This is a genomic window from Pseudomonas sp. BN417, from assembly GCF_029871205.1.
Taxonomy (GTDB): Bacteria; Pseudomonadota; Gammaproteobacteria; order Pseudomonadales; family Pseudomonadaceae; genus Metapseudomonas.
On the sequence record NZ_SSOJ01000031.1, the window covers coordinates 1 to 23445 of the forward strand.

Annotated in this window: 24 protein-coding genes; 9 read left to right on the forward strand and 15 right to left on the reverse strand. The window is 66.4% G+C overall.

Annotated features, from left to right (window positions below; genetic code table 11):
- Positions 1-670: 670 nt before the first annotated feature.
- Complete coding sequence (gene lipA, locus E8F11_RS02250) at positions 671-1723, forward strand: lipoyl synthase (protein WP_280287182.1); 1053 nt, start codon at positions 671-673, stop codon at positions 1721-1723.
- A gap of 192 nt (positions 1724-1915) precedes the next feature.
- Here the strand turns inward: lipA and lipB are convergent, their stop codons facing one another.
- The 11 genes from lipB to E8F11_RS02305 all read right to left on the reverse strand — a co-directional run bounded on the left by lipB (position 1916) and on the right by E8F11_RS02305 (position 11970).
- Positions 1916-2542, reverse strand: a complete 627-nt coding sequence (gene lipB / locus E8F11_RS02255) for a lipoyl(octanoyl) transferase LipB (protein WP_280287183.1) — start codon at positions 2540-2542, stop codon at positions 1916-1918.
- Complete coding sequence (locus E8F11_RS02260; RefSeq protein ID WP_280287184.1) at positions 2542-2823, reverse strand: DUF493 domain-containing protein; 282 nt, start codon at positions 2821-2823, stop codon at positions 2542-2544. The genes lipB and E8F11_RS02260 overlap by 1 nt, the downstream gene beginning before the upstream one ends.
- A 75-nt stretch (positions 2824-2898) precedes the next feature.
- Complete coding sequence (locus tag E8F11_RS02265; protein WP_280287185.1) at positions 2899-4062, reverse strand: D-alanyl-D-alanine carboxypeptidase family protein; 1164 nt, start codon at positions 4060-4062, stop codon at positions 2899-2901.
- Positions 4063-4124: 62 nt separating this feature from the next.
- Entirely contained in the window at positions 4125-5126 is a 1002-nt protein-coding gene (locus E8F11_RS02270) for a septal ring lytic transglycosylase RlpA family protein (RefSeq protein WP_280287186.1), read from the reverse strand.
- A gap of 3 nt (positions 5127-5129) precedes the next feature.
- Positions 5130-6140, reverse strand: coding sequence for a lytic murein transglycosylase B (gene mltB / locus E8F11_RS02275; protein ID WP_280287204.1), 1011 nt, complete (start codon positions 6138-6140; stop codon positions 5130-5132).
- 14 nt (positions 6141-6154) lie between these two features.
- Complete coding sequence (gene rodA / locus E8F11_RS02280; RefSeq protein WP_280287187.1) at positions 6155-7300, reverse strand: rod shape-determining protein RodA; 1146 nt, start codon at positions 7298-7300, stop codon at positions 6155-6157.
- Positions 7297-9195, reverse strand: a complete 1899-nt coding sequence (gene mrdA / locus E8F11_RS02285; protein ID WP_280287188.1) for a penicillin-binding protein 2 — start codon at positions 9193-9195, stop codon at positions 7297-7299. The genes rodA and mrdA overlap by 4 nt, the downstream gene beginning before the upstream one ends.
- A gap of 9 nt (positions 9196-9204) precedes the next feature.
- Positions 9205-9672 (reverse strand): 23S rRNA (pseudouridine(1915)-N(3))-methyltransferase RlmH, encoded by a 468-nt coding sequence (gene rlmH, locus E8F11_RS02290; protein WP_280287189.1) that lies wholly within the window; start codon positions 9670-9672, stop codon positions 9205-9207.
- A gap of 12 nt (positions 9673-9684) precedes the next feature.
- Positions 9685-10038, reverse strand: coding sequence for a ribosome silencing factor (gene rsfS / locus E8F11_RS02295; RefSeq protein ID WP_280287190.1), 354 nt, complete (start codon positions 10036-10038; stop codon positions 9685-9687).
- Between the two features lie 22 nt (positions 10039-10060).
- A complete protein-coding gene (nadD, locus tag E8F11_RS02300; protein ID WP_280287191.1) occupies positions 10061-10705 on the reverse strand; it encodes a nicotinate-nucleotide adenylyltransferase in 645 nt (214 codons plus the stop codon).
- Positions 10705-11970 (reverse strand): glutamate-5-semialdehyde dehydrogenase, encoded by a 1266-nt coding sequence (locus E8F11_RS02305; protein ID WP_280287205.1) that lies wholly within the window; start codon positions 11968-11970, stop codon positions 10705-10707. The genes nadD and E8F11_RS02305 overlap by 1 nt, the downstream gene beginning before the upstream one ends.
- A gap of 275 nt (positions 11971-12245) precedes the next feature.
- On the opposite strand from E8F11_RS02305, the gene E8F11_RS02310 reads away from it, so the two are divergent.
- Positions 12246-13475: an alpha/beta hydrolase gene (locus E8F11_RS02310; RefSeq protein ID WP_280287192.1), complete on the forward strand. Its 1230-nt coding sequence runs from the start codon at positions 12246-12248 to the stop codon at positions 13473-13475.
- Positions 13476-13777: 302 nt separating this feature from the next.
- On the opposite strand, the gene E8F11_RS02315 is transcribed toward E8F11_RS02310, so the two are convergent.
- The gene (locus E8F11_RS02315; protein ID WP_280287193.1) at positions 13778-14623 is read right to left on the reverse strand and encodes a class I SAM-dependent methyltransferase; all 846 of its coding nucleotides are present in this window, start codon (positions 14621-14623) and stop codon (positions 13778-13780) included.
- Positions 14624-14739: 116 nt separating this feature from the next.
- Between E8F11_RS02315 and E8F11_RS02320 the strand changes: the two genes are divergently transcribed.
- Complete coding sequence (locus E8F11_RS02320) at positions 14740-15450, forward strand: DNA-3-methyladenine glycosylase (RefSeq protein WP_280287194.1); 711 nt, start codon at positions 14740-14742, stop codon at positions 15448-15450.
- Positions 15447-16763 carry a bifunctional DedA family/phosphatase PAP2 family protein gene (locus tag E8F11_RS02325; RefSeq protein WP_280287195.1) on the forward strand — a complete coding sequence of 439 codons (1317 nt, stop codon included), beginning with the start codon at positions 15447-15449 and terminating at the stop codon, positions 16761-16763. Before E8F11_RS02320 ends, E8F11_RS02325 begins: the two co-directional genes overlap by 4 nt.
- A 61-nt stretch (positions 16764-16824) precedes the next feature.
- Here E8F11_RS02325 and E8F11_RS02330 read toward each other — a convergent pair whose 3' ends face one another.
- The 3 genes from E8F11_RS02330 to E8F11_RS02340 are packed head-to-tail and all read right to left on the reverse strand — an operon-like array spanning position 16825 to position 18500.
- Positions 16825-17415: an LON peptidase substrate-binding domain-containing protein gene (locus E8F11_RS02330; protein ID WP_280287196.1), complete on the reverse strand. Its 591-nt coding sequence runs from the start codon at positions 17413-17415 to the stop codon at positions 16825-16827.
- A gap of 9 nt (positions 17416-17424) precedes the next feature.
- Complete coding sequence (locus E8F11_RS02335) at positions 17425-18141, reverse strand: LrgB family protein (RefSeq protein WP_280287197.1); 717 nt, start codon at positions 18139-18141, stop codon at positions 17425-17427.
- Positions 18138-18500 (reverse strand): CidA/LrgA family protein, encoded by a 363-nt coding sequence (locus tag E8F11_RS02340; protein WP_280287198.1) that lies wholly within the window; start codon positions 18498-18500, stop codon positions 18138-18140. Before E8F11_RS02340 ends, E8F11_RS02335 begins: the two co-directional genes overlap by 4 nt.
- A gap of 216 nt (positions 18501-18716) precedes the next feature.
- On the opposite strand from E8F11_RS02340, the gene E8F11_RS02345 reads away from it, so the two are divergent.
- The 5 genes from E8F11_RS02345 to E8F11_RS02365 all read left to right on the forward strand — a co-directional run bounded on the left by E8F11_RS02345 (position 18717) and on the right by E8F11_RS02365 (position 23136).
- Positions 18717-19172: a MaoC family dehydratase gene (locus E8F11_RS02345; protein ID WP_280287199.1), complete on the forward strand. Its 456-nt coding sequence runs from the start codon at positions 18717-18719 to the stop codon at positions 19170-19172.
- Between the two features lie 87 nt (positions 19173-19259).
- Positions 19260-20987 carry a C13 family peptidase gene (locus tag E8F11_RS02350; RefSeq protein WP_280287200.1) on the forward strand — a complete coding sequence of 576 codons (1728 nt, stop codon included), beginning with the start codon at positions 19260-19262 and terminating at the stop codon, positions 20985-20987.
- 28 nt (positions 20988-21015) lie between these two features.
- A complete protein-coding gene (locus E8F11_RS02355; protein WP_280287201.1) occupies positions 21016-21657 on the forward strand; it encodes an oxidoreductase in 642 nt (213 codons plus the stop codon).
- 72 nt (positions 21658-21729) lie between these two features.
- Positions 21730-22596, forward strand: coding sequence for an MBL fold metallo-hydrolase (locus E8F11_RS02360; RefSeq protein WP_280287202.1), 867 nt, complete (start codon positions 21730-21732; stop codon positions 22594-22596).
- A 72-nt stretch (positions 22597-22668) separates the two neighbouring features.
- The gene (locus tag E8F11_RS02365) at positions 22669-23136 is read left to right on the forward strand and encodes a YbaK/EbsC family protein (RefSeq protein ID WP_280287203.1); all 468 of its coding nucleotides are present in this window, start codon (positions 22669-22671) and stop codon (positions 23134-23136) included.
- Positions 23137-23445 lie beyond the last annotated feature (309 nt).

Genomic DNA, 23445 nt, shown 5'->3' on the forward strand with positions numbered 1-23445 from the left:
GCCCCTGCATCCGGCCCGACTTCGTCGGGTTCCCTCGCTCCATCATTGCTCCGGGGGCCCGGCGTGAGGGGCCATCCMTGGCCCCGCACGCCTCTCGCGGCATCCATGCCGCTCGTCCCCCTGCGCAACGCTTCCGCTCGGCCTTCTGACGGGGCAGAGTCGCTGCCCCACCTCTTCTGCACAGGTTCAGACAATGACCAGGCGTCAGAATTGCCGCGCCCTGTCAGGCGCGAGTCACCCCTCGCCCGCTTGCGGGAGAGGGGCTGAGGGAGAGGGAAGTTTCAGGCAGGCGCGGAGGCCTGAAATGCCCGTACTAGACCCTTCTATTCGGTTCTGCAACAGCTAACGCAGACATAGCCAATTCATTCGCCAAGGACCGCACAGCGGTCCCGAATTGAAGAAAGGGCTCCGCGGGGCCCAATCTCGTTGCTCAGTCCAGCCGTGTAAGGTGGATAACGCTCGTTTATCCACCATGGGCGCCAGGCTGAGCGCACCTGGTGGACAGAAAAGCGCTGTCCACCCTACGGGCTCAGGCCGTTGCGCGAGGGGCGCCGAAGGCTCCCGCCGCCAGACGGCTGCCAGCTCGTGCAGACACCGTTGTGATACACTGCGCCACCCTCCCGTGCCCCTCCGGCAGCCCACGAAGCCTCTAGCGGAGCCCAGATTTCCGATGTCCGATACAGACTCGTCCAAACCCGTCGCCAGCGGCGAAAAGTTCCGTACTGCTCAGGGCATCACCGCTATCAAGGATGGCCAGAAGCGTCGCGCCTCGGCCGAACCCCAGGTATTCGAACCCAAGCCCAAGTGGCTGCGGGTAAAGGCACCGGGCGGCAGCCGCTTCGATGCGGTCAAGCGCAATGTCGGCGAACATCGCCTGAGCACCGTGTGCCAGGAATCACACTGTCCGAACATGGGCGAGTGCTGGTCCAACGGCACCGCCACCATCATGCTGATGGGCTCGGTGTGCACCCGTGCCTGCCGCTTCTGCGCCGTGGACACCGGTAATCCCAACGGCTGGCTGGACCAGGAAGAGCCGCAGAACACCGCCAAGTCGGTCGAGCTGATGGCGTTGCGCTATATCGTGCTGACCTCGGTGGATCGCGATGACCTGGACGACGGCGGCGCCAGCCACTACGCCGCCTGCGTGCGCGCCATCAAGGAGCGCACGCCGCAGGTGGTGGTGGAGGCCCTGACCCCGGACTTCAATGGCGACCATCAGGCCATCCAGCGGGTGGTGGATTCCGGCCTGGAGGTGTTCGCGCAGAACGTCGAGACGGTCAAGCGCCTGACCCATGTGGTGCGCGACCCGCGCGCCGGCTACGAGAAAACCCTGCGCGTGCTGGAGCATGCCAAGCGCCACCGCCCGGACGTGCTGACCAAGACCAGCCTGATGCTGGGACTGGGAGAGACAGACGAGGAAGTCATCGAAACCATGGACGACCTGCGCGCAATCGGCGTCGACATCCTCACCCTCGGCCAGTACCTGCAGCCCACCCGTAACCACCTGACGGTCAAGCGCTGGGTCAGCCCGGAGGAATTCAACCGCTTCCGCGATATCGGCCTGCAGAAGGGTTTCATGGAAGTCGCAGCCGGTCCGCTGGTGCGCTCCAGCTACAGGGCCGACCGGGTGTTCGAGAAGAACAACCTGGGCTTGGCGGCGCCAGTGCCGGTACCGGGCCAGCCCGTCGATACGAGCATTATTCCGGCACTCAACCTGAACTGATTGGAAGCTGCACGGCCCACTCCAGCCAACGTGCCAGGGGGAAGCCGTGCGTGCAGCGTTTTCGTGTGCGTTAAGTGCCGGGATATGGCGCAGAGGTCCGTAGGGAGGACCCCGAGCCCTGACCGAAACCGCTTAGCAACAGCTGACAGGGGCATAGCCTTCGAAGCGATCCAGGGCATCCCGCCCTGTCGCCTATCGGGCGTAGCCCAGCCGCCGGCGTAGAGCCTGCTCCAGGCGCTGCGCCACCTCATCGAGCTGCGGCGGCGTCTCGAGCAGGTCCTTGAGTTGCACCATCTTCAGCCCGGCGTAGCCGCAGGGGTTGATCCGCCAGAACGGCGACATATCCATATCCACGTTGAGCGCCAGGCCGTGGAAGGAACAGCCCCGGCTGACCCGCAGTCCCAACGAGGCGATCTTGTCGCCTTCGACATAGACGCCGGGAGCATCCGCCTTGGGCGCTGCCTCGACGCCATAGGCAGCCAGCACATCGACCAGGCTCTGCTCCATCGCCGTGACCAGTTCGCGCACGCCCAGTCCCAGGCGGCGCAGGTCCAGCATCAGATAGGCCACCAATTGGCCAGGGCCATGGTAGGTGACCTGGCCGCCACGCTCGACCTGGATCACCGGGATGTCTCCCGGTGCCAGCAGATGCTCGGCCTTGCCGGCCTGGCCCTGGGTGAACACCTGGGGATGCTGCAGCAGCCAGATTTCGTCGGGCGTCCGTTCATCCCGCTCGGTGGTCAGACGACGCATCGCCTCCAGGGTCGGCAGGTAGTCCACCAGCCCCAGATGACGCACGATGAGGTCGGCAGGTGCCACTAGAGCACCATGTGCACGCGGCCGGTAGCACGCAGGTCGACGTGGATCGCCTGCAGCTGGTCGACGCTGGTCGCGGTGATCAGCACCTGCACCGAGAGGAAGCGGCCGTTGCGGCTGTCGCGCACCACGAGGGTGGCAGCGTCGAGGTCGGGAGCGTGGCGCTGGATGATCTCGATCACCAGGTCGGCGAAGCCTTCACCGGAATCGCCAATCACCTTGATGGGATAGCGCTCGCAGGGAAACTCGATTTTCGGGGGTTGTACGTCAGGGGTATCGGTCATGGCGGCGGCGGACTCGTGATCCGCGATGCGGACGCCCCGGACCCTGGGTAGGGAGCGAGGCGTCGGCTCAGAAGGTCAGTTGAACAGGCCGAAGAAGAACAGGCGAATGCTATCCCACAGGCGGCGGAAGAAGCCACCTTCCTCGACGGTTTCCAGGGCGATCAGGTCGGCACTGTGGACAACCTGGTCCTCCATCTTGACCTCGACCTTGCCGATCACGTCGCCTTTGTTGATCGGGGCGATCAGCTGCGGGTTGACGGTCATGCTGGCCTGCAGTTTTTTCGCCTGGCCCTTGGGCAGGGTCAGGGTCAGGTCCTGGGCCAGGCCGGCCTTGGCTTCACGGGTCGCGCCCTTCCACACCTGGGCTTTGGCCAGCTCGGCGCCCTTCTGGTAGAAGGTCTGGGTTTCGAAGAAGCGGAAGCCATAGGTCAGCAGCTTCTGGGTCTCGGCGGCGCGGGCCTGCTCGCTGTTGGTACCGAAGACCACGGCGATCAGGCGCATGTTGTCGCGTACGGCGGACGCCACCAGGCAGTAGCCGGCTTCGTCGGTGTGACCGGTCTTCAGGCCGTCGACGGTCTTGTCGCGCCACAGCAGCAGGTTGCGGTTGGGCTGCTTGATGTTGTTCCAGAAGAACTCTTTCTGCGAGTAGATGGCGTAGTGGGCCGGGTCCTCGTAGATGATGCCGCGGGCCAGGCGAGCCATGTCATGGGCGCTGGAGTAGTGCTCCGGGTCCGGCAGGCCGGTGGCGTTCATGAAGTGGCTGTTGGTCATGCCGAGCTTCTCGGCAGTGGTGTTCATCATGTCGGCGAAGGCATCTTCGCTGCCGGCGATGTGCTCGGCCACCGCCACGCTGGCGTCGTTGCCCGACTGGATGATGATGCCGTGCAGCAGGTCGCTCATGGTCACCTGGGTGTTGACCTGGACGAACATGCGCGAACCGCCGGTACGCCAGGCGTGCTCGCTGATGGTCACCGGGTCGCTCTCGCCGACCTGGCCCCTGCGGATTTCCAGGGTGGCGATGTAGGCGGTCATCAGCTTGGTCAGGCTGGCCGGGGGCAGACGCTGGTCGCCATTGTTCTCGACCAGGACCTGGCCGCTCTGGGCGTCCATCAGTACATAGGCCTTGGCGGCCAGTTGCGGCGGCGACGGGACGATCTGCTGGGCCGCCATGGAGACCGGCGCGACGATGAGCAGGGCTGCGGGCAGTAGTAGGCGTTTGGCGAAGCTGAAGATGTTCATCCGTCTCTCTGAAAAGTAGCTAATGGTCAATCAGGCCCTTGCGGGCAAATTCAAGGAAACCGTCAATCCGGTTTCACCAGGGTTGGCTGGCCGAGATTGGCCAGGCGCACCGAGTCCTGCAGTTGCTGGGCCTCACCCTGAGTTCCGATCGGCCCCAGGCGTACCCGGTGCAGTATCTGTTGGTTGCGCACGACCGAGCTGATGAAGACCGGCGCACTCACCGTCCCGCTCAGCTTGGCCTTGAGGAGTTCCGCAGCGTCCGGATTGGCGAAGGCGCCCACCTGGAGATACAGGCCAGACGCTGCGAGTGAATCGTTTTTTTTTGCGTCGATCTGCACAGGCAGGACGGCGGCGGCGTGCTGCTGCGGTGGTGGGCTGTACTGTTCGATCGGCGCGCTGGCGAGCTGCTGCACGGCCGGTTTCGGCTGGGGCTTGGCTGCCATCTGCGGCTGCGCCAGCACCATCGGCACCGGACGGCCCTGGGCGGCCCACCATTGCTGGGGGTCGATGCCTTCTACCTTGACCCGGGCGGTGCCCGACTCGGCATAGCCGAGCTTCTTCGCCGCGGCGAAGGAGAGGTCGATGATACGGTCGGAATAGAAGGGCCCACGGTCGTTGACCCGCAGGATCACGCTGCGGCCGTTGTCCAGGTTGCTCACCCGGACATAGCTCGGCAGCGGCAGGGTCTTGTGCGCGGCGGTCATCCCGTAGAGGTCGTAGGCCTCACCGTTGGCGGTAGCCTGGCCATGGAACTTGGTGCCGTACCAGGACGCGGTGCCGGTCGCCTGGTAACGACGCGCGTCGTTCATCGGGTAGTAGGTCTTGCCCAGCACGGTATAGGGATTGGCCTTGACCGCGCCGTAGTGCGGCATGGGCACGGCGTCGGGAATGCGCGAGACGTCGACGTCCCACCAGGGCGCGCCGTCCTTGTGCGGACGCGAATAGTCGCCTGGGCCGGAGATCGGCCCGCCGGGCTGAACCGGCTCAGGCGCGCGGCTGCTCGAGCAGCTGGCCAGTAACAATGCTACGGCGCCGTAAACGGCGACTCTTATCGGTAGTGGCATCGGTTAACGCCCGCCCCTTGCGTTGACCAGCAGTTCAGATAGCTGATGCACGGACATGGCGTACATCACGCTGCGATTGTAGCGGGTTATGACGTAGAAGTTCGGCAATCCCATCCAGTACTCCGCTCCCTCGTCACCCTCCAGCTTGAAAGCCGTGACCGGCACATCATCGCGCAGTGCCTCGGAGCTTGCCCAGCCCAGCGCCCTAAGATCGCCGACGTTCTTCACCGGGTCCAGCCCCTGGGTCAACCCTTCGTCGACTCGTTCGCCGCGAACCTGGGCGCGGCTGACCACCCGGCCGCCGGCCACCCAGCCGTGACGCTTGAAATAGCTGGCGACACTGCCGATGGCGTCCACCGGGTTGCTCCAGATGTCGATATGGCCGTCGCCGTCGAAATCCACGGCGAAGGAGCGGAAGCTGCTCGGCATGAACTGCGGCAGGCCCATGGCGCCGGCGTAGGAACCCTTGAGCACCAGCGGGTCGACCTGTTCTTCGCGGGCCAGCAGGAGGAATTCCTTGAGCTGCTTGCGGAAGAAGTCGGCGCGCGGCGGGTAGTCGAAGCCCAGGGTCGAGAGGGCGTCGATGACGCGGAAGTTGCCGGTGTTGCCGCCGTAGAAGGTCTCGACGCCGATGATCGCCACTATCACCTGGGCCGGCACGCCGTATTCTTTCTCGGCGCGGGCCAGGGCGTCGGCATGCTGGTTCCAGAAGTTCACGCCTTTCTGGATGCGCGCCGGCGTGATGAAGATCGGGCGGTATTCCTTCCAGGTCTTGACCCGCTCCGCGGGCCGGGAGATGGCATCGAGGATGGACTGCTTGCGTTCCACTTCACGGAACAGGTCCACCAGCTGCTCGCCGGCGAAACCGTAGTCGCGGGTCATCTCGGCGACGAACTCGGCGACCTGGGGCGACCCCTCGTAATCTCCGGAAGTTGCCGGTACGGCTGCCCCCAGCAGGCCGACCAGGGCCGCTCCGGCGGCCCCCAGCTGCATCCACTTGCGCAGTGCTTTCAAATCATTCACTCGTTTCAAACCTGGGCAATCCATTTGCGATGGGTATGGATAGCCATCAAAACCCCAAACCCAGACAGCAGCGTCACCAAGTGGGTTCCGCCGTAGCTAATGAAGGGCAGGGGCACCCCCACGACCGGCAGCAGTCCGCTGACCATGCCGATGTTGACGAACACGTAGACGAAGAAGGTCATGGTCAAGCTGCCCGCCAGCAGCTTGCCGAACAGGGTCTGGGCCTGGGCGGTAATCACCAGCCCGCGGCCGATCAGCAGCAGGTAGACCAGCAGCAGCAGGCAGACGCCGACGAGGCCGAACTCTTCGCCGAGGACGGCAATAATAAAGTCCGTGTGGCTTTCGGGCAAAAAATCCAGGTGCGACTGGGTGCCCAGCAGCCAGCCCTTGCCGAATACCCCTCCCGAGCCGATGGCGGCCTTCGACTGGATGATGTTCCAGCCAGTGCCCAGCGGGTCGCTCTCCGGGTCGAGGAAGGTCAGCACCCGCTGCTTCTGGTAGTCGTGCAGGACGAAGTACCACATGGCCACCGCTACCGGCACCACGGCCGTCACCGCGCCGAGGATCCAGCGCCATTGCAGGCCGGCCATGAAGAGGACGAAGGCGCCCGAGGCGAGGATCAGCATCGCGGTGCCGAGATCGGGCTGTTTGAGGATCAGCACGAAGGGCACCACGATCAGCACCAGACTGATGGCGAGGTGCTTGAGCTTGGGCGGCAGGTTGTGCCGCGACAGGTACCAGGCGATGGTCGCCGGCATGATGATCTTCATGAATTCCGAGGGCTGGAAGCGGATCACCCCGGGAATATTGATCCAGCGCGTGGCGCCCATGGCCGTGTGGCCCATGATCTCCACCACCATCAGCAGGCTCACGCCCACCACGTAGCCGAGCGGCACCCAGCGCGCCATGAAGCGCGGCTCGAACTGGGCGATGACGATCATCGCGCCCAGGCCGAGGCCGAAGGAGGAGGCCTGCTTGATCAGCAGGTCCCAGTGCTTGCCACTGGCCGAATAGAGGACGAACAGGCTGCCGGCCGCCAGCAACAGGAGGATCAGCAGCAGCCAGCCGTCGATGTGCATGCGCTGCAACAACGTGGCGCGGCGCTTGAGCACGTCCTCCTGGGAGATGGTGCGGTCGAAATTGCTGTTCATCGGTTGGCGCTCTGCTGGTCTGCCAGCGGCTGGGGCGGGCGGAACTCGGGTTTCAACTGGCCGTCCTCGCCGAGCAGCCAGGCGTCCATCACCTGCTTGACCACCGGCGCGGCGACGCCCGAACCGGATTCGCCGTTCTCCACCATCACCGCGACGGCGATCTTCGGATCGTCGGCGGGGGCGAACGCGACGAACAGGGCGTGGTCGCGGTGGCGCTCCTGGAGCTTGTTGCGGTCGTACTTCTCGCCCTGCTTGATGGCCACCACCTGGGCGGTACCACTCTTGCCGGCAATGCGGTAGACGGAATTGGCCCCGACCTTGTGCGCCGTGCCGCGGGCGCCATGGACCACCTGTTCCATACCGATGCGGCCTGCATCCCAGAACGACAGGTCGCGCAGAACGATGTCCGGAATCGGATTGGGGTCTTCCGGTGGCTGGCCCTCGATGGTCTTGGCCAGGTGCGGACGGATCCACTTGCCGCGATTGGCCATCAGCGCCACAGCCTGTGCCAGCTGCAGCGGCGTGGCCTGCATGTAGCCCTGGCCGATGCCGAGGATCAGGGTTTCCCCCGGGTACCAGGCCTGACGGTAGCGCGCGCGCTTCCACTCGCGGGACGGCATCAGGCCGGCGGACTCCTCGAACATGTCCAGCGCCACGCGCTGGCCGAAGCCGAAGCGGCTCATGTAGTCGTGCATCCGATCTATGCCCATCTTGTGCGCAAGATCGTAGAAGTAGGTGTCATTTGACCGCATGATCGCGGTTTCCATATTCACCCAGCCGTCACCGGAACGGTTCCAGTTGCGGTACTTGTGGTCGTAGTTCGGCAGTTGGTAGAAGCCCGGGTCGAAGACCCGCGAGGCCGGCGTCACCACCCCGGCATCCAGGCCGGACACCGCCACCATCGGTTTGATGGTCGAGCCCGGCGGATAGAGGCCGCGCAGTACACGGTTGTACAGCGGCCGATCGATGGAGTCGCGCAGTTCGGCATAGGCCTTGAAGCTGATGCCGGTGACGAATGGGTTGGGGTCGAAGCTCGGCTGGCTGACCATGGCCAGCACATCGCCCGAGGACGGTTCGATGGCGACAATGGCGCCGCGGCGGCCGGCCAGGGCCTGCTCGGCGGCCTCCTGCAGGCGCACATCGAGGGTCAGCACCAGGTCCTTGCCGGGTTTCGGGTCGGTGCGCTTCAGCACCCGCAGCACGCGGCCCCGGGCGTTGACCTCAACTTCCTCATAGCCCACTTCGCCATGCAGCTGGTCTTCGTAGAAGCGCTCGATGCCGGTCTTGCCGATATGGTGAGTACCGGCGTAGTTGGTCGGATCGAGCTGCTTGAGCTCCTTCTCGCTGATCCGCCCGACATAACCCACCGAATGGGCGAAATGCGCGCCCTGCGGATAGTGCCGCACCAGTTGCGCCACCACCTCCACGCCGGGCAGGCGGAACTGGTTCACCGCCACGCGGGCGATCTGTTCCTCGGTCAGTTCGAAGAGGATGGGCACCGGTTCGAAGGGCCGACGCCCCTGCCGCATGCGTTTTTCGAACAGCGTGCGGTCGTCCGGAGTCAGCTCCAGTACCTCGACTATCACATCGAGCACCTGCCGCCAGTCGCCGGCCCGCTCGCGGGTGACGCTGAGACTGAAGCTGGGGCGGTTGTCGGCGATGATCACGCCGCTGCGGTCGAAGATCAGCCCGCGGGTGGGCGGAATCGGCTGCACATGGACGCGATTACTCTCGGAGCGAGTCGAGTGGTACTCGTACTGGATCACCTGCAGGTAATAGAGGCGGGCGATCAGCGCGCAGGTCAGCATCAATACCGCCACCGCACCCACGATCACGCGCCGACGCACCAGGCGGGCGTCCTTTTCGTGGTCTTTCAGGCGGATCGGTTGCGGCATGGACAAGACTTACTTGTGATAGGGGTGGCCGGACAGCACGGTCCAGGCGCGGTAGATCTGCTCGCCAACGAGGATGCGTACCAGCGGGTGAGGCAACGTCAGCGGTGACAGCGACCAGCGCTGCTCGCTGCGGGCGCAGACCTCGGGCGCCAGCCCCTCGGGGCCGCCGACCATGAGATTGACGGTGCGCGCATCCAGGCGCCAGCGGTCCAGTTCGGCCGCCAGCTGCTCGGTGCTCCAGGGCCGACCTTGGACTTCCAGGGTGACGACGCGTTCCCCTGGCTGCACCTTGGCCAGCATGGCCTCGCCTTCCTGGCGGATCATCCTGGCGACGTCGGCATTCTTGCCACGCGTGGTCAGGGGAATCTCCACCAGCTCGAGGCTGAGCTCGGATGGCAGGCGCTTGACGTATTCCCGCCAGCCCTCCTCCACCCAGCCCGGCATGCGCGAACCAACAGCGATAAGACGTAGACGCAAGGGACGCCCCGCTTACTCGTGGCTGTGGTGCGCGCGGCTCTGCTCGGCGCCTTGCCAGAGGCGCTCCAGGTCGTAGAACTGGCGGGTGGCCACCTGCATCACGTGCACCACCACATCACCCAGGTCCAGCAGGGCCCACTCGCCGCCATCCAGGCCTTCGCTGCCCAGCGGACGTACGCCCTTTTCCTTGACCTTCTCCAGCACGTTTTCGGCCATGGATTTGACATGACGGCCGGAGGTGCCGCTGGCGATCACCATGAAGTCGGTGATGCTGGTCTTGCCACGCACGTCGATGGTGGTGATGTCCTGACCTTTCAGGTCTTCCAGGGCCGCGATGGCGACCTGGACGAGTTCTTCGTTTTGCATCGGGTTCAACTACCTCAGTGAATCAATTCGGCGCACGGTACAGGTCGTGCGCATGGATGTAGGCCAATACCGCGTCAGGCACGAGGAAGCGCACTGAGCGCCCCTCCCCCAGCAATTGGCGGATCTGGGTGGCGGAAATCGCCAGGGGCGTCTGCCAGACGAAGGCGATCTGTCCGGCCGACCCCTGCAGGGAGTGCGGATCGGCCGCGGTGCGCGCCGCCAGCAGGTCGCGCAGGTTTTCGGGGGCTTCGCTGTCGGCATCCGGCCGTTGCAGGACCAGGATGTGGCAGTGGTCGAGCAACTCGCTCCAGCGGTGCCAGCTCGGCAGGCCGCAGAAGGCATCCCAGCCCACCAGCAGGAACAGCTGGTCTTCGGCGGCCAGTTCGGCGCGCAGGGACTCCAGTGTCTCAATGGTCCAGGACGGCCGCTCACGCTTGAACTCGCGGTCGTCGACGCAAAGCGGCGCGACGCCGGCCACCGCCAGCTGCACCATCTCCAGGCGCTGGGCCGCCGACACCTGCGGGGTCTCGCGGTGCGGCGGACGCGCACTGGGAATCAGGCGCAGTTCGTCGAAACCGAACTGTTCGGCCACTTCCAGGGCACCCCGCAGGTGACCTATGTGCACGGGATCGAAGGTGCCGCCGAAGAGGCCGATGCGCTTACCCATCAGGTGCGTACGTGACCGTCGCCGAAGACCACGTACTTCTCGCTGGTCAGGCCTTCCAGGCCGACCGGGCCGCGGGCGTGCAGCTTGTCGGTGGAAATACCGATCTCCGCCCCGAGGCCGTACTCGAAGCCATCGGCGAAACGGGTCGAGGCGTTGACCATCACCGAAGCGGAATCCACCTCGGTGAGGAAGCGCCGGGCATCGCTGAAGTTCTCGGTGATGATGGCGTCGGTGTGCTGCGAGCCGTAGGTATTGATGTGCTCGATGGCCTGGTCCAACCCGTCGACGACGCGGATCGAGAGGATCGGCGCGTTGTACTCGGTGCGCCAGTCTTCCTCGGTCGCTTCCAGCACGTCACTGCCCAGCAGCGCGCGGGTGGCCGCGTCGCCACGCAGTTCCACGCCCTTGTCGCGGTAGATGGCGGCCAGCGGCGGCAGTACGCGCTCGGCGATGCCGGCGTGCACCAGCAGGGTTTCCATGGTGTTGCAGGGCGCGTAACGCTGGGTCTTGGCGTTGTCGGCCACGCGAATCGCCTTGTCCAGGTCAGCGGCGATGTCGATGTAGACATGGCAGATGCCGTCCAGGTGCTTGATCACCGGCACCCTGGCCTCGCGGCTGATGCGCTCGATCAGCCCCTTGCCGCCGCGCGGGACTATCACGTCGACGTACTCGGGCATGCTGATCAGCGCGCCGACAGCGGCGCGATCGGTGGTCTCGACCACCTGCACCAGCTCCGCCGGCAGGCCGGCCTCGGCCAGGCCCTTCTGGATGCAGGCGGCGATGGCCTGGTTGGAATGGATCGCCTCGGAACCGCCGCGCAGGATGGTGGCATTGCCGGACTTCAGGCAGAGGCTGGCGGCATCGATGGTCACGTTCGGACGCGACTCATAGATGATGCCGATCACGCCGAGCGGCACGCGCATCTTGCCGACCTGGATGCCGGACGGCAGGTAGCGCATGTCGCGGATTTCGCCGATGGGGTCCGGCAGGGTGGCGACCTGGCGCAGGCCTTCGATCATGTCATCGATGCGTGCCGGGGTCAGGGCCAGGCGGTCGAGCATGGCTGGCTCGAGGCCATTGGCGCGGCCATTGGCCAGATCCTGCTCGTTGGCGGCGGCAAGCTCGGCACGAGCGGCATCCAGGGCATCGGCGGCAGCCAGCAGGGCGTGGTTCTTCTGCGCAGTGCCGGCACGGGCGGCCACGCGGGAGGCGGCGCGAGCGGCGCGGCCCAGGCGGGTCATGTAATCGAGAACGGACTCAGTCATGGTCACGCGATTCTGGCGGTCGAGGGAAAGCGACAGATTATAGCGACCGCGCTCGCCCGCGCCCAGCGGCGTCTGGCGGATGGTAGACAGGCCGTTCCAGGGCTCCCGTGGGTAACGGCGCAAACCGGGCCCCTGGCGGGCTGGGCCCGGGACGGTGACACCCGGCGGCGGCCGCCGCCCGAAGGTTGGGTAAACAAATCCGTCCCTGCTGTTTACCTTCAAAGCGCAGTCGCCACAGAAGAACAAGAAAGCGCCCCGGCGCCGGAGAACCCGCCATGCGTTACCAGACCGACTTCAGCCCGCAACACCTGGCGGACGCACCCCGCGTGGTCCGGCTCGGCCCCTGGACCTTGCACTACCAGGCTTTCTCCCGGTACGCCGAGGACCGCCGCGAACCCGTGCTGATGCTCGGCGGCGCCTTCCAGAGCTTCCGCTCCTTCGGCGCCGAGGTGCAGGAGCTGCTGCCCTGGCACCCGGTGATCCTCCTCGACCTGCCGAGCCAGGGCGGCAACCTGCAGTTGGCGCCGGAACTCTCCCTGGGGCAGCTGTCCGACCTGATCGCCGCCTTTGCCGAAGAGTTCCAGCTTCCGCCGCTGATGCCCATCGGCCTGTCCTACGGCTCGGCCCTGGCGGCACTGTTCGCCGTGCGCCACCCGGGGCGTTGCGCCCGGCTGCTGCTCGCCGGCATCACCGCCTTCGGCCGCCCCGGCGCCCGACGCATGTTGGAGGAAGGCCTGGACCTGCTGGCCGAAGGCCAGACCCAGCGCTTCGCCCAAGGCGCCCTGACCGGGCTGATCAACCCCCTGCGCCTGGAGGAGACCGGCATCTCGCTGGTGTTCCGCAAGGCGCTTTTACGGCAGATGCAGCGACTTTCCCGGCAAGAAGTCGAACGTTATCAGCAGAACAGTCGCCGACTCCTGGATTTTTCCGGCTTCGACCGGCACCCGGCCTGCCCGACCCTGGTCCTGGCCGGCGAGTACGACCACTTCACCCAACCCTGGGAACACGCCGGCTTCGCCGCCGCTTGCAGCGACGCCGACTGCGCGCTGATCCACAACGGCGACCACCTGGCCCAGTTCGAACAACGCGAGGCCTGCGCCAGTTTTTACCGGCCCTTCCTCCAGGGTAATGCCCTGCCCCTGGCCAGCCCCGGCGCCACACGCCTGGCGCGCAATCGCCTCGACCGCCTGGAACGGCGCCAGGAGCCGAGGGTGGCGCCGCTGAACCGGCGCGGCCGCTTGCTCCACGCCGAAGCCGGCGAGTGGCCGGTGGACGTCAATGAACTCGGTTTCTTCGGCGGACTGGTGCAAGGCAACCTGCCCGCGATCCTGCCAAACCGGGGCTGGCGCCTTCAGGCCGGCGACCTGCCCGCCCTGGACCTGCTGCCCCTGCGCCGCGAGGGCGACGACCTGGCGCTGGTGTTCCCCCACACCGACGCCGAAGCCAGTGAAGCCCTGGCAGCACAGGTGGTCCAGGCAGAGCCTCAGGCGGTGGCTTATGCCTGATGTCCGCATCCCGTAGGTTGTGGCTGAGCTACGCGAGGCCCAACGTTTGCCGGGACAAGCGCGCTAGCAGCGGGTATCGGCCGGGGAGTCCGCGGTTGGGCTTCGCTTCGCTCTGCCCAACCTACAAGAGCTATGCGGGTGGCGGGATGCCGGTAGGTTGTGGCTGAGCTACGCGAAGCCCAACGACTGGCGGGGGAATCTACTTTGTTGGGCTTCGTTCCTCCGCGCCAACCTACGGCAACCCTTCGGGCTGCTTGGCGAATGAATTCGCCCCTACAGGCCATGCCGCAGCAGCTCAGGCTTCAAAGCCGCGCCTCCACCACCCGCACCAGCCCCGGCCAGGCTTCGACCTGGCCCGTGCCCAACTCCTTCGGGTCATGCACCCGCACCTCGCGGAAGCCGCAGTCGCGAAAGCCCTCGACTATCGCCCGGTCACCCTGGTAGTGCAGGTAGTAGCGGCCACGGGTCAGCCGGCCGACCAGGTCGATGCCCCAGCGCAACTGACGGTATCGCGGGTGCTCGTGCAGGTCGGGGTAGAGGTCGGTGAGGTAGGTGGCGCTGGGGAACTGGCGCATCTGCGCCGCCAGGCGGCTCCAGAACGCCTCGATCACCGGTAGCGCGAAGTAGTTCACCAGGCCCTCGGTGATCACCAGAAGCGGCGCCTCGCGGTCCAGCCCGGCGAACAGTGCCTGCAGATCGTTGGCCCCCTGTTGCGCGAGGATATCCACAGGGCGTACCTGGTGCCGCGCATCCAGCCAGCCTTCTTCGTGCAACAGCAGGCGCTTGCGTGCGGCCATGGGCGGCAGGTCCGCCTCCAGGTAGCGCAGCTCCGGGTAGCGGGCACAGAAACGCCGGCCACGGGGGGATAGCCCGCAGGCGATCTCCACCACCTGGCACACGCCGCGTTGCTGGATGGCCTGGTGCAACTGGGCATCGATAAGCAGGTGGCGCTGCAGCAGGAGGCGTTCAAGATCCAGCCCGAACGCCACCCGTGCGCCCCAGCTGACCGGTGCCAGCACGCCATAGGCGAGGCGGCCGAAAGGCGTGACGAAGGGCGCCTCGGCCAGCCGGTGGCGATACCAGATGTAACCGGTGTAATGCGCGCTGGGGGTGATATGGGCGCTGTCGAGGCGGGCGGTTCGGGACATGGCGACGGGCTCTTGTTATTTTGCGTGACGTTTCCGACGCCGTACTTCAGCTTCGGCTCAGCATGGCTTCCGTATAATCGCCAGCCTATTCCCAGCCGGAACCCTGCGACAGCCCCATGTCCCGCGATCCCATCCTAAGTTTGCCCTGGCCCGGCGCCCGCCCGCTGGCGGACGAATTCTTCGACCGCGATGCCCAGCAGGTGGCCCGCGAACTGCTGGGCAAGGTCATCCGCCACCGCGTCGACGGCCGCTGGCTGGCCGCGCGCATCATCGAGACCGAGGCCTACTACCTGGTGGACAAGGGCAGCCATGCCTCCCTCGGCTACACCCACAAGCGCCGGGCGCTGTTCCTCGATGGCGGGCACATCTATATGTACTACGCCCGTGGCGGCGACTCGCTGAACTTCAGCGCCCACGGCGCCGGCAACGCGGTGCTGATCAAGTCCGGCCATCCCTGGGTGGATGCCATATCCCCCGCCGACGCCCTGGCGGCCATGCAGCGCAACAATCCCGACGCCCAGGGCCAGCCGCGCCCGGCCGGGCGCCTCTGCGCCGGGCAGACCCTGCTGTGCAAATCCCTGGGCCTGAAGGTGCCGGACTGGGACGGCCAGCGTTTCGACTGGCAGCGCCTGTTCGTCGAGGATGTCGGCGAACGCCCCGCTACCATCATCCAGACCGCGCGCCTGGGCATCCCCCATGGCCGTGACGAACACCTGCCCTACCGCTTCGTGGATGCCGGCCATGCCCGCCACTGCACGCGCAACCCGTTGCGCCGCGGGCAGGTCGAAGGACGCGACTACCAGCTGATCGAGGACATCCACCCATGAGCCAATGGTTCGACCAGGTCACTGCCTGGCTCAGCGCCAACCCGGAATGGCTGGGCCTGGCCATCTTCCTTATTGCCTGCATCGAATGCCTGGCCATCGCCGGCATCGTGGTGCCCGGCGTTGCCTTGCTCTTCGCCGTCGGGGTCATGGCCGGCAGCGGCGCCCTCGAACTCTGGCAGACCCTATTGCTGGCTTACTCCGGCGGGCTGGTGGGTGACATGATCTCCTACGGCCTGGGCCGCCGTTTCCACCAGAACATCCGGCGCCTGCCGCTGCTCCGCGACCACCCGGAATGGATCAGCGGCGCGGAGAACTACTTCCAGCGCTACGGCGTCGCCAGCCTGCTGGTGGGCCGCTACATAGGACCGCTGCGTCCCATGCTGCCGATGGTGGCGGGCATGCTCGACATGCCGTTTCCACGCTTCATCGCCGTGAGCATGCTGGCCGCCGCCGGCTGGGCGGTGGCCTACCTGGTGCCCGGCTGGGCCACCGGCGCGGCCCTGCGCCTGCCGTTGCCGGAAGGCTTCTGGGGCGAGGCCGGGGTGGTGATAGTCGTGATGCTGGCCATCCTCGGCCTGACCATCCACAGCACCCTGGGCGAAAAGCGCTGGGCCAACCCCATGGCGGCCTCGCTCTGCCTGGCGGGACTGGGTGCCCTGCTGCTCGGCTGGCCGCATTTGCAAGCACTCGACCAGGGCCTGATGGCGCTGGTCCAGGAACAGCGCCACACCAGCCTGGACCGGCTGATGGTGCTGGTTACCCGCCTGGGCGACTTCAATACCCAGTTCCTCGCCGGCGCCCTGCTCGGCACCCTGTTGCTGGTGGTCCGCCAATGGCGCGCCGCCTGTTTCGCCATCGGCACGCTGGTGGCCACGGCGCTGGCCAACACCGCCCTCAAGCAGCTCTATGCGCGGGCGCGGCCGGAAGTCCTCACCGAGCCGCTGTCCACCTACAGCTTTCCCAGCGGCCACAGTTCGGCGGCCTTCGCCTTTTTCCTGGTGCTGGGTATCCTCGCCGGCCGCGGCCAGCCGGGACGGCTGCGCCTGACCTGGTTGCTGCTGGCCTGCCTGCCGGCCCTGGCCATCGCTCTGTCGAGGGTCTACCTCGGCGTGCACTGGCCCACCGACATACTTGCCGGCAGCCTGTTGGCCGGCTGCATCTCCGCCGCCAGCCTGGCGCTGATGCAACGCGCGGCGCCGCTGACGGCCATGAGCCCGCAGGTCTGGTTGCTGATTCTGCCGGCCTGCCTGGCCCTGCTCGGCGGCGTCGCCACCTGGGCACTGCCCGAGGCCCTGGCGCGCTACAGCTATTGAGGAACGAACAGGAGGAGGAGTCCCTGTTCGCCAGCAAGCTGGCTCCTGCACAGGGAGGAAGTCAGGCGATGGACTCGCCCTGCAACTGATCGAGCAACCCCTGGAGAAAAGCCAGGCGCTCGTCGGGGGTGGGCAGGGTCAGGAGGTGCAGCTTTTCCTTCAGGTTGAACGGCAGCAGGTAGGCCAGCTGGTTGGCCAGGGCCTGCTGCCCGTCCACCTCACCGCCCATGCCCAGGCCCTGGACCATGGGATGTTCGGCCAGCGCATTGAGCAGTGCCGCCAGGTCGGCATGTTCGGGTCGCAGCGGCCGCTCGGGTTCATCGTGCAACCACTCCACCTCGGCTAGCGTCAGCTGGTCGCGCAGCACCTCCGCCGAATTGACATGGAAGCGTCGGCCACCCTCGACCCGAATGCCCAGCAGGCCATTGGGCTGCTGTTGCCAGTCGCGGATCAGCGCCTCGCAGCCGACGGCGGCGAAACGGCTGGCGGCCTCGCCCACTTCCTGGCCTTCGAGGATGCAGACCACGCCGAACCCCTCGCCCTGCTTCATGCAGCGTCCGAGCATGTCCAGGTAGCGCGCCTCGAAGATCTGCAGGTCCAGGGTGCAGCCCGGAAACAGCACGGTATTGAGCGGAAACAACGGCAACTTCATGCATCGACCTCAAGCAATCATCGCAACGGCGAGCGGCAGCAGCACCGCGGTGGCCACGCCCATCAGGCTCATGGCCAGGGCGGCGAAAGCGCCGCACTCCTCACCCACCTGCAGCGCCCGTGCGGTGCCCACGGCATGGGCCGTGATTCCCAGGGCAATGCCCTGGGCAGCCGGATGGCGCACACCGCAACGGTGCAACAGCTCCGGCCCCAGTATCGCGCCGAGCACGCCCGTGATCAGCACAAATACTGCCGCCAGCGCCGCCACTCCGCCGAGCTGCTCGGCCACCAGCATGGCGATGGGCGAGGTCACCGATTTTGGCAACAACGTCATCAGCACCATGCGCTCGGTGCCGAACCACCAGCCCAGCAGCGCTACCGACAGCGTAGCGAAGAGCCCGCCGAACACCAGCGTCAGCAGGGTCGGCCAGAACAGCTGGCGAATCCGCCGCAGGTTGAGGAACAGCGGCACGGCCAGGGCCACAGTGGCCGGCCCGAGGAACACCGTGAGCAATTGCGTGCTCTGGCGGTACTCCTGGTAGCTGATGCCGAAGGCCAGCAGCACGCCGATCAGCAGCAGCATCGACAGCAGCACCGGCTGCAGGAAGACCCAGCGGGTCTTCTCGTAGGCGGCCAGGGCCAGCTGATAGGCGCCCAGGGTGACACCGAAGCCGAACAGGGGATGGTGTACCACCGCCTGCACGGCGGCCTGCCAGTCGAGGCTCATGGACCCTCCCGGCGTTGTGCCTGGCGATCGATGAGTTTCTGCATCAGCCAGCCGCAGAAGAGGAATGCAGTCAGCAAGGACAACACCAGGGCGCCGACTATGGCCCAGAAGTCCGCCCAGATGGCCTCGGCGTACACCATCACCCCCACCGCCGGCGGCACCAGCAGCAACGGCAGGTAGCGCAACAGGCTGCTGGCGGCCAGGCTCAGCGGCTCACTCACTTCGCCACGGGCCAGCAGGTAGATGAAGAGCAGCACCAGGCCGATGATGGGCCCGGGCAGCATGGACAGGAACAGGGCGTTCAGCCCGCTACCGATCAGCTGGAACAGCACCAGCCAGGTCAGTCCGCGCAACAGCATGAAAATCTCCAGGGTGAAGGTCCGGCCGGGCGAGCCTCGGCCGGGACCGGGGCATTATAGGCCTGCCCGTCGCCTCGCTATAACCCGCCATTCGCAGGGGGCATGGCGGCTTGACCTGACCTGCTCGGCATGATGATCTACGCCCTGCTCGCAAGACAGGGGCGCAGGCCCCCGGACCAATAAGAATTACAACACTGCATCCACGGAGGATGACGTATGGCATTCGTACCAGTAGCGGAACTGAAGAACTACGTTGGCAAGGAACTCGGCCACTCGGATTGGGTGACCATCGATCAGCAGCGCATCAACCAGTTCGCCGAATGCACCGGCGACCACCAGTTCATCCACGTCGACCCGGAGCGCGCCAAGCAGACGCCCTTCGGCTCCACCATCGCCCACGGGTTCCTCAGCCTGTCGCTGATCCCCCAACTGATCGACGGCCTGCTGGTTCTGCCCGAAGGCGCGAAGATGGTGGTCAACTACGGCCTCGACACCGTTCGCTTCATCCAGCCGGTGAAGGTCGACTCCCGCGTGCGCCTCGCGGTCAAGGTCATCGACGTCAACGAAAAGAACCCCGGCCAGTGGCTCATCAAGGCCCTCTGCACCCTCGAGATCGAAGGCCAGCAGAAACCCGCCTACATTGCCGAGTCCTTGAGCCTCTGCTTCGTCTGAGCCCGGAAACCGTCTGCCCAAAAAAGCCCGCAGTAGCGGGCTTTTTTGCGCCAAACTGATGGGCAGACGCCTGGACAAGGACACCCGATGAAGCCGCTTCTGCCCCTGACCCTCGCCCTGCTGCTCACGGCCTGCGGCGAAGGGGAGCCCCTGACCCCACCGGACGCCCGTCTGCCCGATGGTTCCCGCTACCGCGGCGAATTGGTCGACGGTCTGCTGCAAGGCCCCGGTCGTCTGGACTACAACAACGGCACCTGGTTCGAAGGCCAGTTCAAGGACGGCCAGCCCGAAGGCCGCGGCGAGTGGCACGGGCCCAACGGCCTGGTCTATGTCGGTGACTTCAGGGCCGGCCTGTTCCATGGCCAGGGGCATCTCAGCTACGGCAGCGGCACCACCTACGAAGGTGGCTTCGCCCACAACCAGTTCGAAGGCGAAGGCACCCTGCGCCAGGGTGGCGCCACCTACCGCGGACAGTTCCACAATGACAAGTACCACGGCTTCGGCAACCTCGAATGGCCCGACGGCAGCAACCACCAGGGCCGCTTCGACGCCGGCCAGCCGGACGGTGAAGGGGTACGCACCGACGAGGCCGGAAACCGCTTCAGCGGACGCTTCCGCCGTGGCCAGCTGGAAGGCCAGGGCAGCTACCAGGGCGAGGACGGTTCCCACTATATCGGCGACTTCAAGAATGGCCTGTTCGACGGCAAGGGCCGCTTCACCAGTGCCGACGGCGACGTCTGGAGCGGCCCCTTCAAGGAAGGAGGCCTGGTCGGCCAGGGCGAATTCATCGGCGCCGACGGCAGCCACTACGACGGCCACTTCCGCCACTGGCGCTACCAGGGCGAGGGCAAGCTGTCCCTGGCCGACGGCGGCCGCTACCAGGGCCATTTCAATGACGGCCTGTACAGCGGCAGCGGTAGCCTGACCCTGGCCGACGGCAAGCGCGAGGCCGGTATCTGGCAGGACGGTACGCGCATCCGCGACGAACAGGGCAAGGCCCTGCCCAACCCGCTGGAAATCGGCCTGCTGGCCCAGGGCAAGCTGCTCGACCAGGCCCTGGACGCCTTGCCGGCATCCACCTCCGCGGTGGAACTGTATTCCCTCAGCCTGGCCGGCGACGGCCGCCAGAGCGTGTTCCTGCGCGAGGCGGACTACGTGTCGAAGCTGCTGGCCGAGCGCTTCGGCGCCCACGGCCAGGTCACCCTGGTCAACCACCGCGACCACATGGCCGACCGCCCGCTGGCCACCCGCGAGACCCTGTCCCGCGCGATCCAGGCCATCGCCCGGCGCAGCGGTCCGGAAGACCTGGTGTTCATCTACCTGACCAGCCATGGCTCACCGCAGCACGAGCTGGCGCTGGAGCTACCCGGCCTGCAGCTGGGCCACTTGCCAGCCCAGGAACTGGCGGACCTGCTCGTCCCGCTCAAGGACAGGTACAAGGTGCTGGTGATCTCCGCCTGCTATTCCGGTGGCTTCATTCCACCGCTGAAGGATGAGAAGACCCTGATCATGACCGCCGCCCGCTCCGACCGCGTGTCCTTCGGCTGCTCCGAAGAAAACGATTTCACCTACTTCGGCCGCGCCCTGTTCGCCGACGCCCTCAGCGAGACCGACGATCTCGAGCGCGCCTTTGGCATCGCCAGGAAGAAAGTCGCCGAACGGGAACAGGCCGACGACTTCGAGGCATCGGAGCCGCAGATCTGGGCACCCAAGGCCGTCACCGCCCATTGGCGCGTGCTGCGCGAGCGCCAAGCCGAACAGGCCCTGACCGCGCAAAGTGCCCAGGGCGCCGACAAAACCGCCCGCAGCCACTAAGCTGAGTCTGTATCAGCGGAGAAACAACATGTATCTGACGCCCCAGCACATACTGCTAGCCGGCGCCACTGGACTCACCGGCGAGCACCTGCTCGACCGCCTGCTCAACGAACCCACCGTGACGCAGGTTCAGGCCCCTACCCGCCGTCCCCTGGCCGAACACCCGCACCTGCAGAATCCCGTCGGACCGCTGGCCGACCTGCTCCCGCAACTGCAAGGCCGGATCGATACCGCCTTCTGCTGCCTCGGCACCACCATCCGCCAGGCCGGCTCCCAGGAAGCCTTCCGCGCGGTGGACCTGGAGCTGGTACTGGCCGTCGCCAAACGTGCCCGGGAGATGGGCGCCCGGCACTTCATCGTGATCAGCGCCGTGGGCGCCAATCGTGCTTCGCCGGTCTTCTACAACAGGGTCAAGGGCGAGATGGAAGAAGCCCTCAAGGCCATGGACTGGCCGCAGCTGACCATCGCCCGCCCTTCCCTGCTGATGGGCCCGCGCAGCGAGTTCCGCCTCGGCGAACGCCTGGCCGCGCCCTTCATGCGCTGGCTGCCGGGCAAATACCGCGGCATCGGCGCCTGCACCCTCGCCCGCGCACTCTGGCGCCTGGCGCTGGAGGAGGAAGACGGCGTGCGCATCATCGATTCCGACGACCTGCGCCGACTGGGCCGCTGATATCCGGGACTGGGCAGCACAGCCGCCAGGGTTTAGCCTTGCCGACTTGCCATCGGATGTGAACCCCCTGCCATGCGTACCCTCACCACCCTGCTCGGCAACAGCCAGAAACTCGACGGCGGCGCCATGTTCGGCAACGCCCCTCGCGCCCTTTGGGAGCGCTGGATGACCCCGGACGCCGAGCACCGCATCGACCTCGGCTGCCGCGCCCTGCTGGTCCAGGACGGCGATCGCAACATCCTGGTCGAAACCGGCATCGGCGCCTTCTTCTCGCCTGACCTCAAGCAACGCTTCGGCGTCCAGGAAGAGCGCCACGTGCTGCTCGACAGCCTGGCCGAGGCTGGTCTCAGCGACGCCGACATAGACGTCGTGCTGCTCACCCACCTGCACTTCGACCACGCCGGCGGCCTGCTCGCTCCCTGGGAAGAGGGCCAGCCGCCGCGCCTGCTTTTCCCCCGGGCGCGCTTCGTCACCGGCCGTCGCCAGTGGCAACGCGCCCGCCAGCCCCATGCGCGGGACCGCGCTTCCTACATCCCGGAACTGCTCGACCTGCTGGAAGGCAGCGGCCGCCTGGAACTGATCGACGACGGCGGCGGCAGCGAGAGCCTCGGCGACGGCTGGCGCTTTCACTGGAGCGACGGACATACCCCGGGCCAGCTGCTGCCGGAAGTGGACATGCCCGATGGCCCGGTGCTGTTCAGCGGCGACCTGATCCCCGGCGCGCCCTGGGTGCACCTGCCCATCACCATGGGCTACGACCGCTTCCCCGAAGGCCTGATCGAAGAGAAGGAGGCCCTGCTGGCCGACCTGCTGGCGCGCAACGGCCGCCTGGTCTTCACCCACGACCCGGCCATCGCCATGGGCCGCGTGGTGCGTGATGGGAAAGGGCGTTACGGATTGGCCGAGAGCCTGGCCGCGGTGCGTGGGCTGGCCGCCTGAAACAGATGCCGGCCCGGTTGACGCCGGGCAAATGGCTGAACAAGGGTTCGGCTTTTGACAGAGGGAACGACCATGAGCCTTGATTCGGTACGCGCGTTCTTCGCCGGGAAGGCGCCCGAGATCGACATCATCGAGCTGCAGACCAGCACCGCCACCGTGGCCCTGGCCGCCGAAGCCCATGGCGTGGAGCCCGGGCGCATCGCCAAGACCCTGGCCTTCCGCGTCGGCGAGGACGCCGTGCTGGTGGTGGCGCGCGGCGACGCGCGCATCGACAATCGCAAGTTCAAGGAAACCTTCGGCGCCAAGGCCAAGATGCTCGACGCGGAAACGGTGGAGGCCCTGACCAGCCACCCGGTAGGCGGCGTCTGCCCCTTCGGTCTGGCCACTGCCCTGCCCGTCTACTGCGACCGCTCCCTGCAAGCCTTCGACGAAGTGGTGCCGGCGGCCGGCGCCGTCCATAGCGCAGTGCGCATTACCCCGGCGCGCATGGCCGAGCTGGTGGAAGCGAAATGGGTGGATGTGTGCCAGGAGCCGAGTTGAGGACTTGCTCTGGATGTAGGGGCGAATTCATTCGCCAAGGGCAGCGCAGCTGCCCCCAAAGGCGTCCATTGGCAGACCTGCTTGGCGAATAAATTGGCTATGTCTCCGTTAGCTGTGGCAGAACCGAATAGAAGCGCCTAGCACGGACCTTTCAGACCTGCGCACCGGCCTGACACATCCCTCTCCCCCGGCCCCTCTCCCGCAAGCGGGCGAGGGGTGACTCGCGCCTGACAGGACGCGGTAATCCTGACGCCTGGTCATTGCCTGAACCTGTGCAGAAGAGGTGGGGCAGCGACTCTGCCCCGTCAG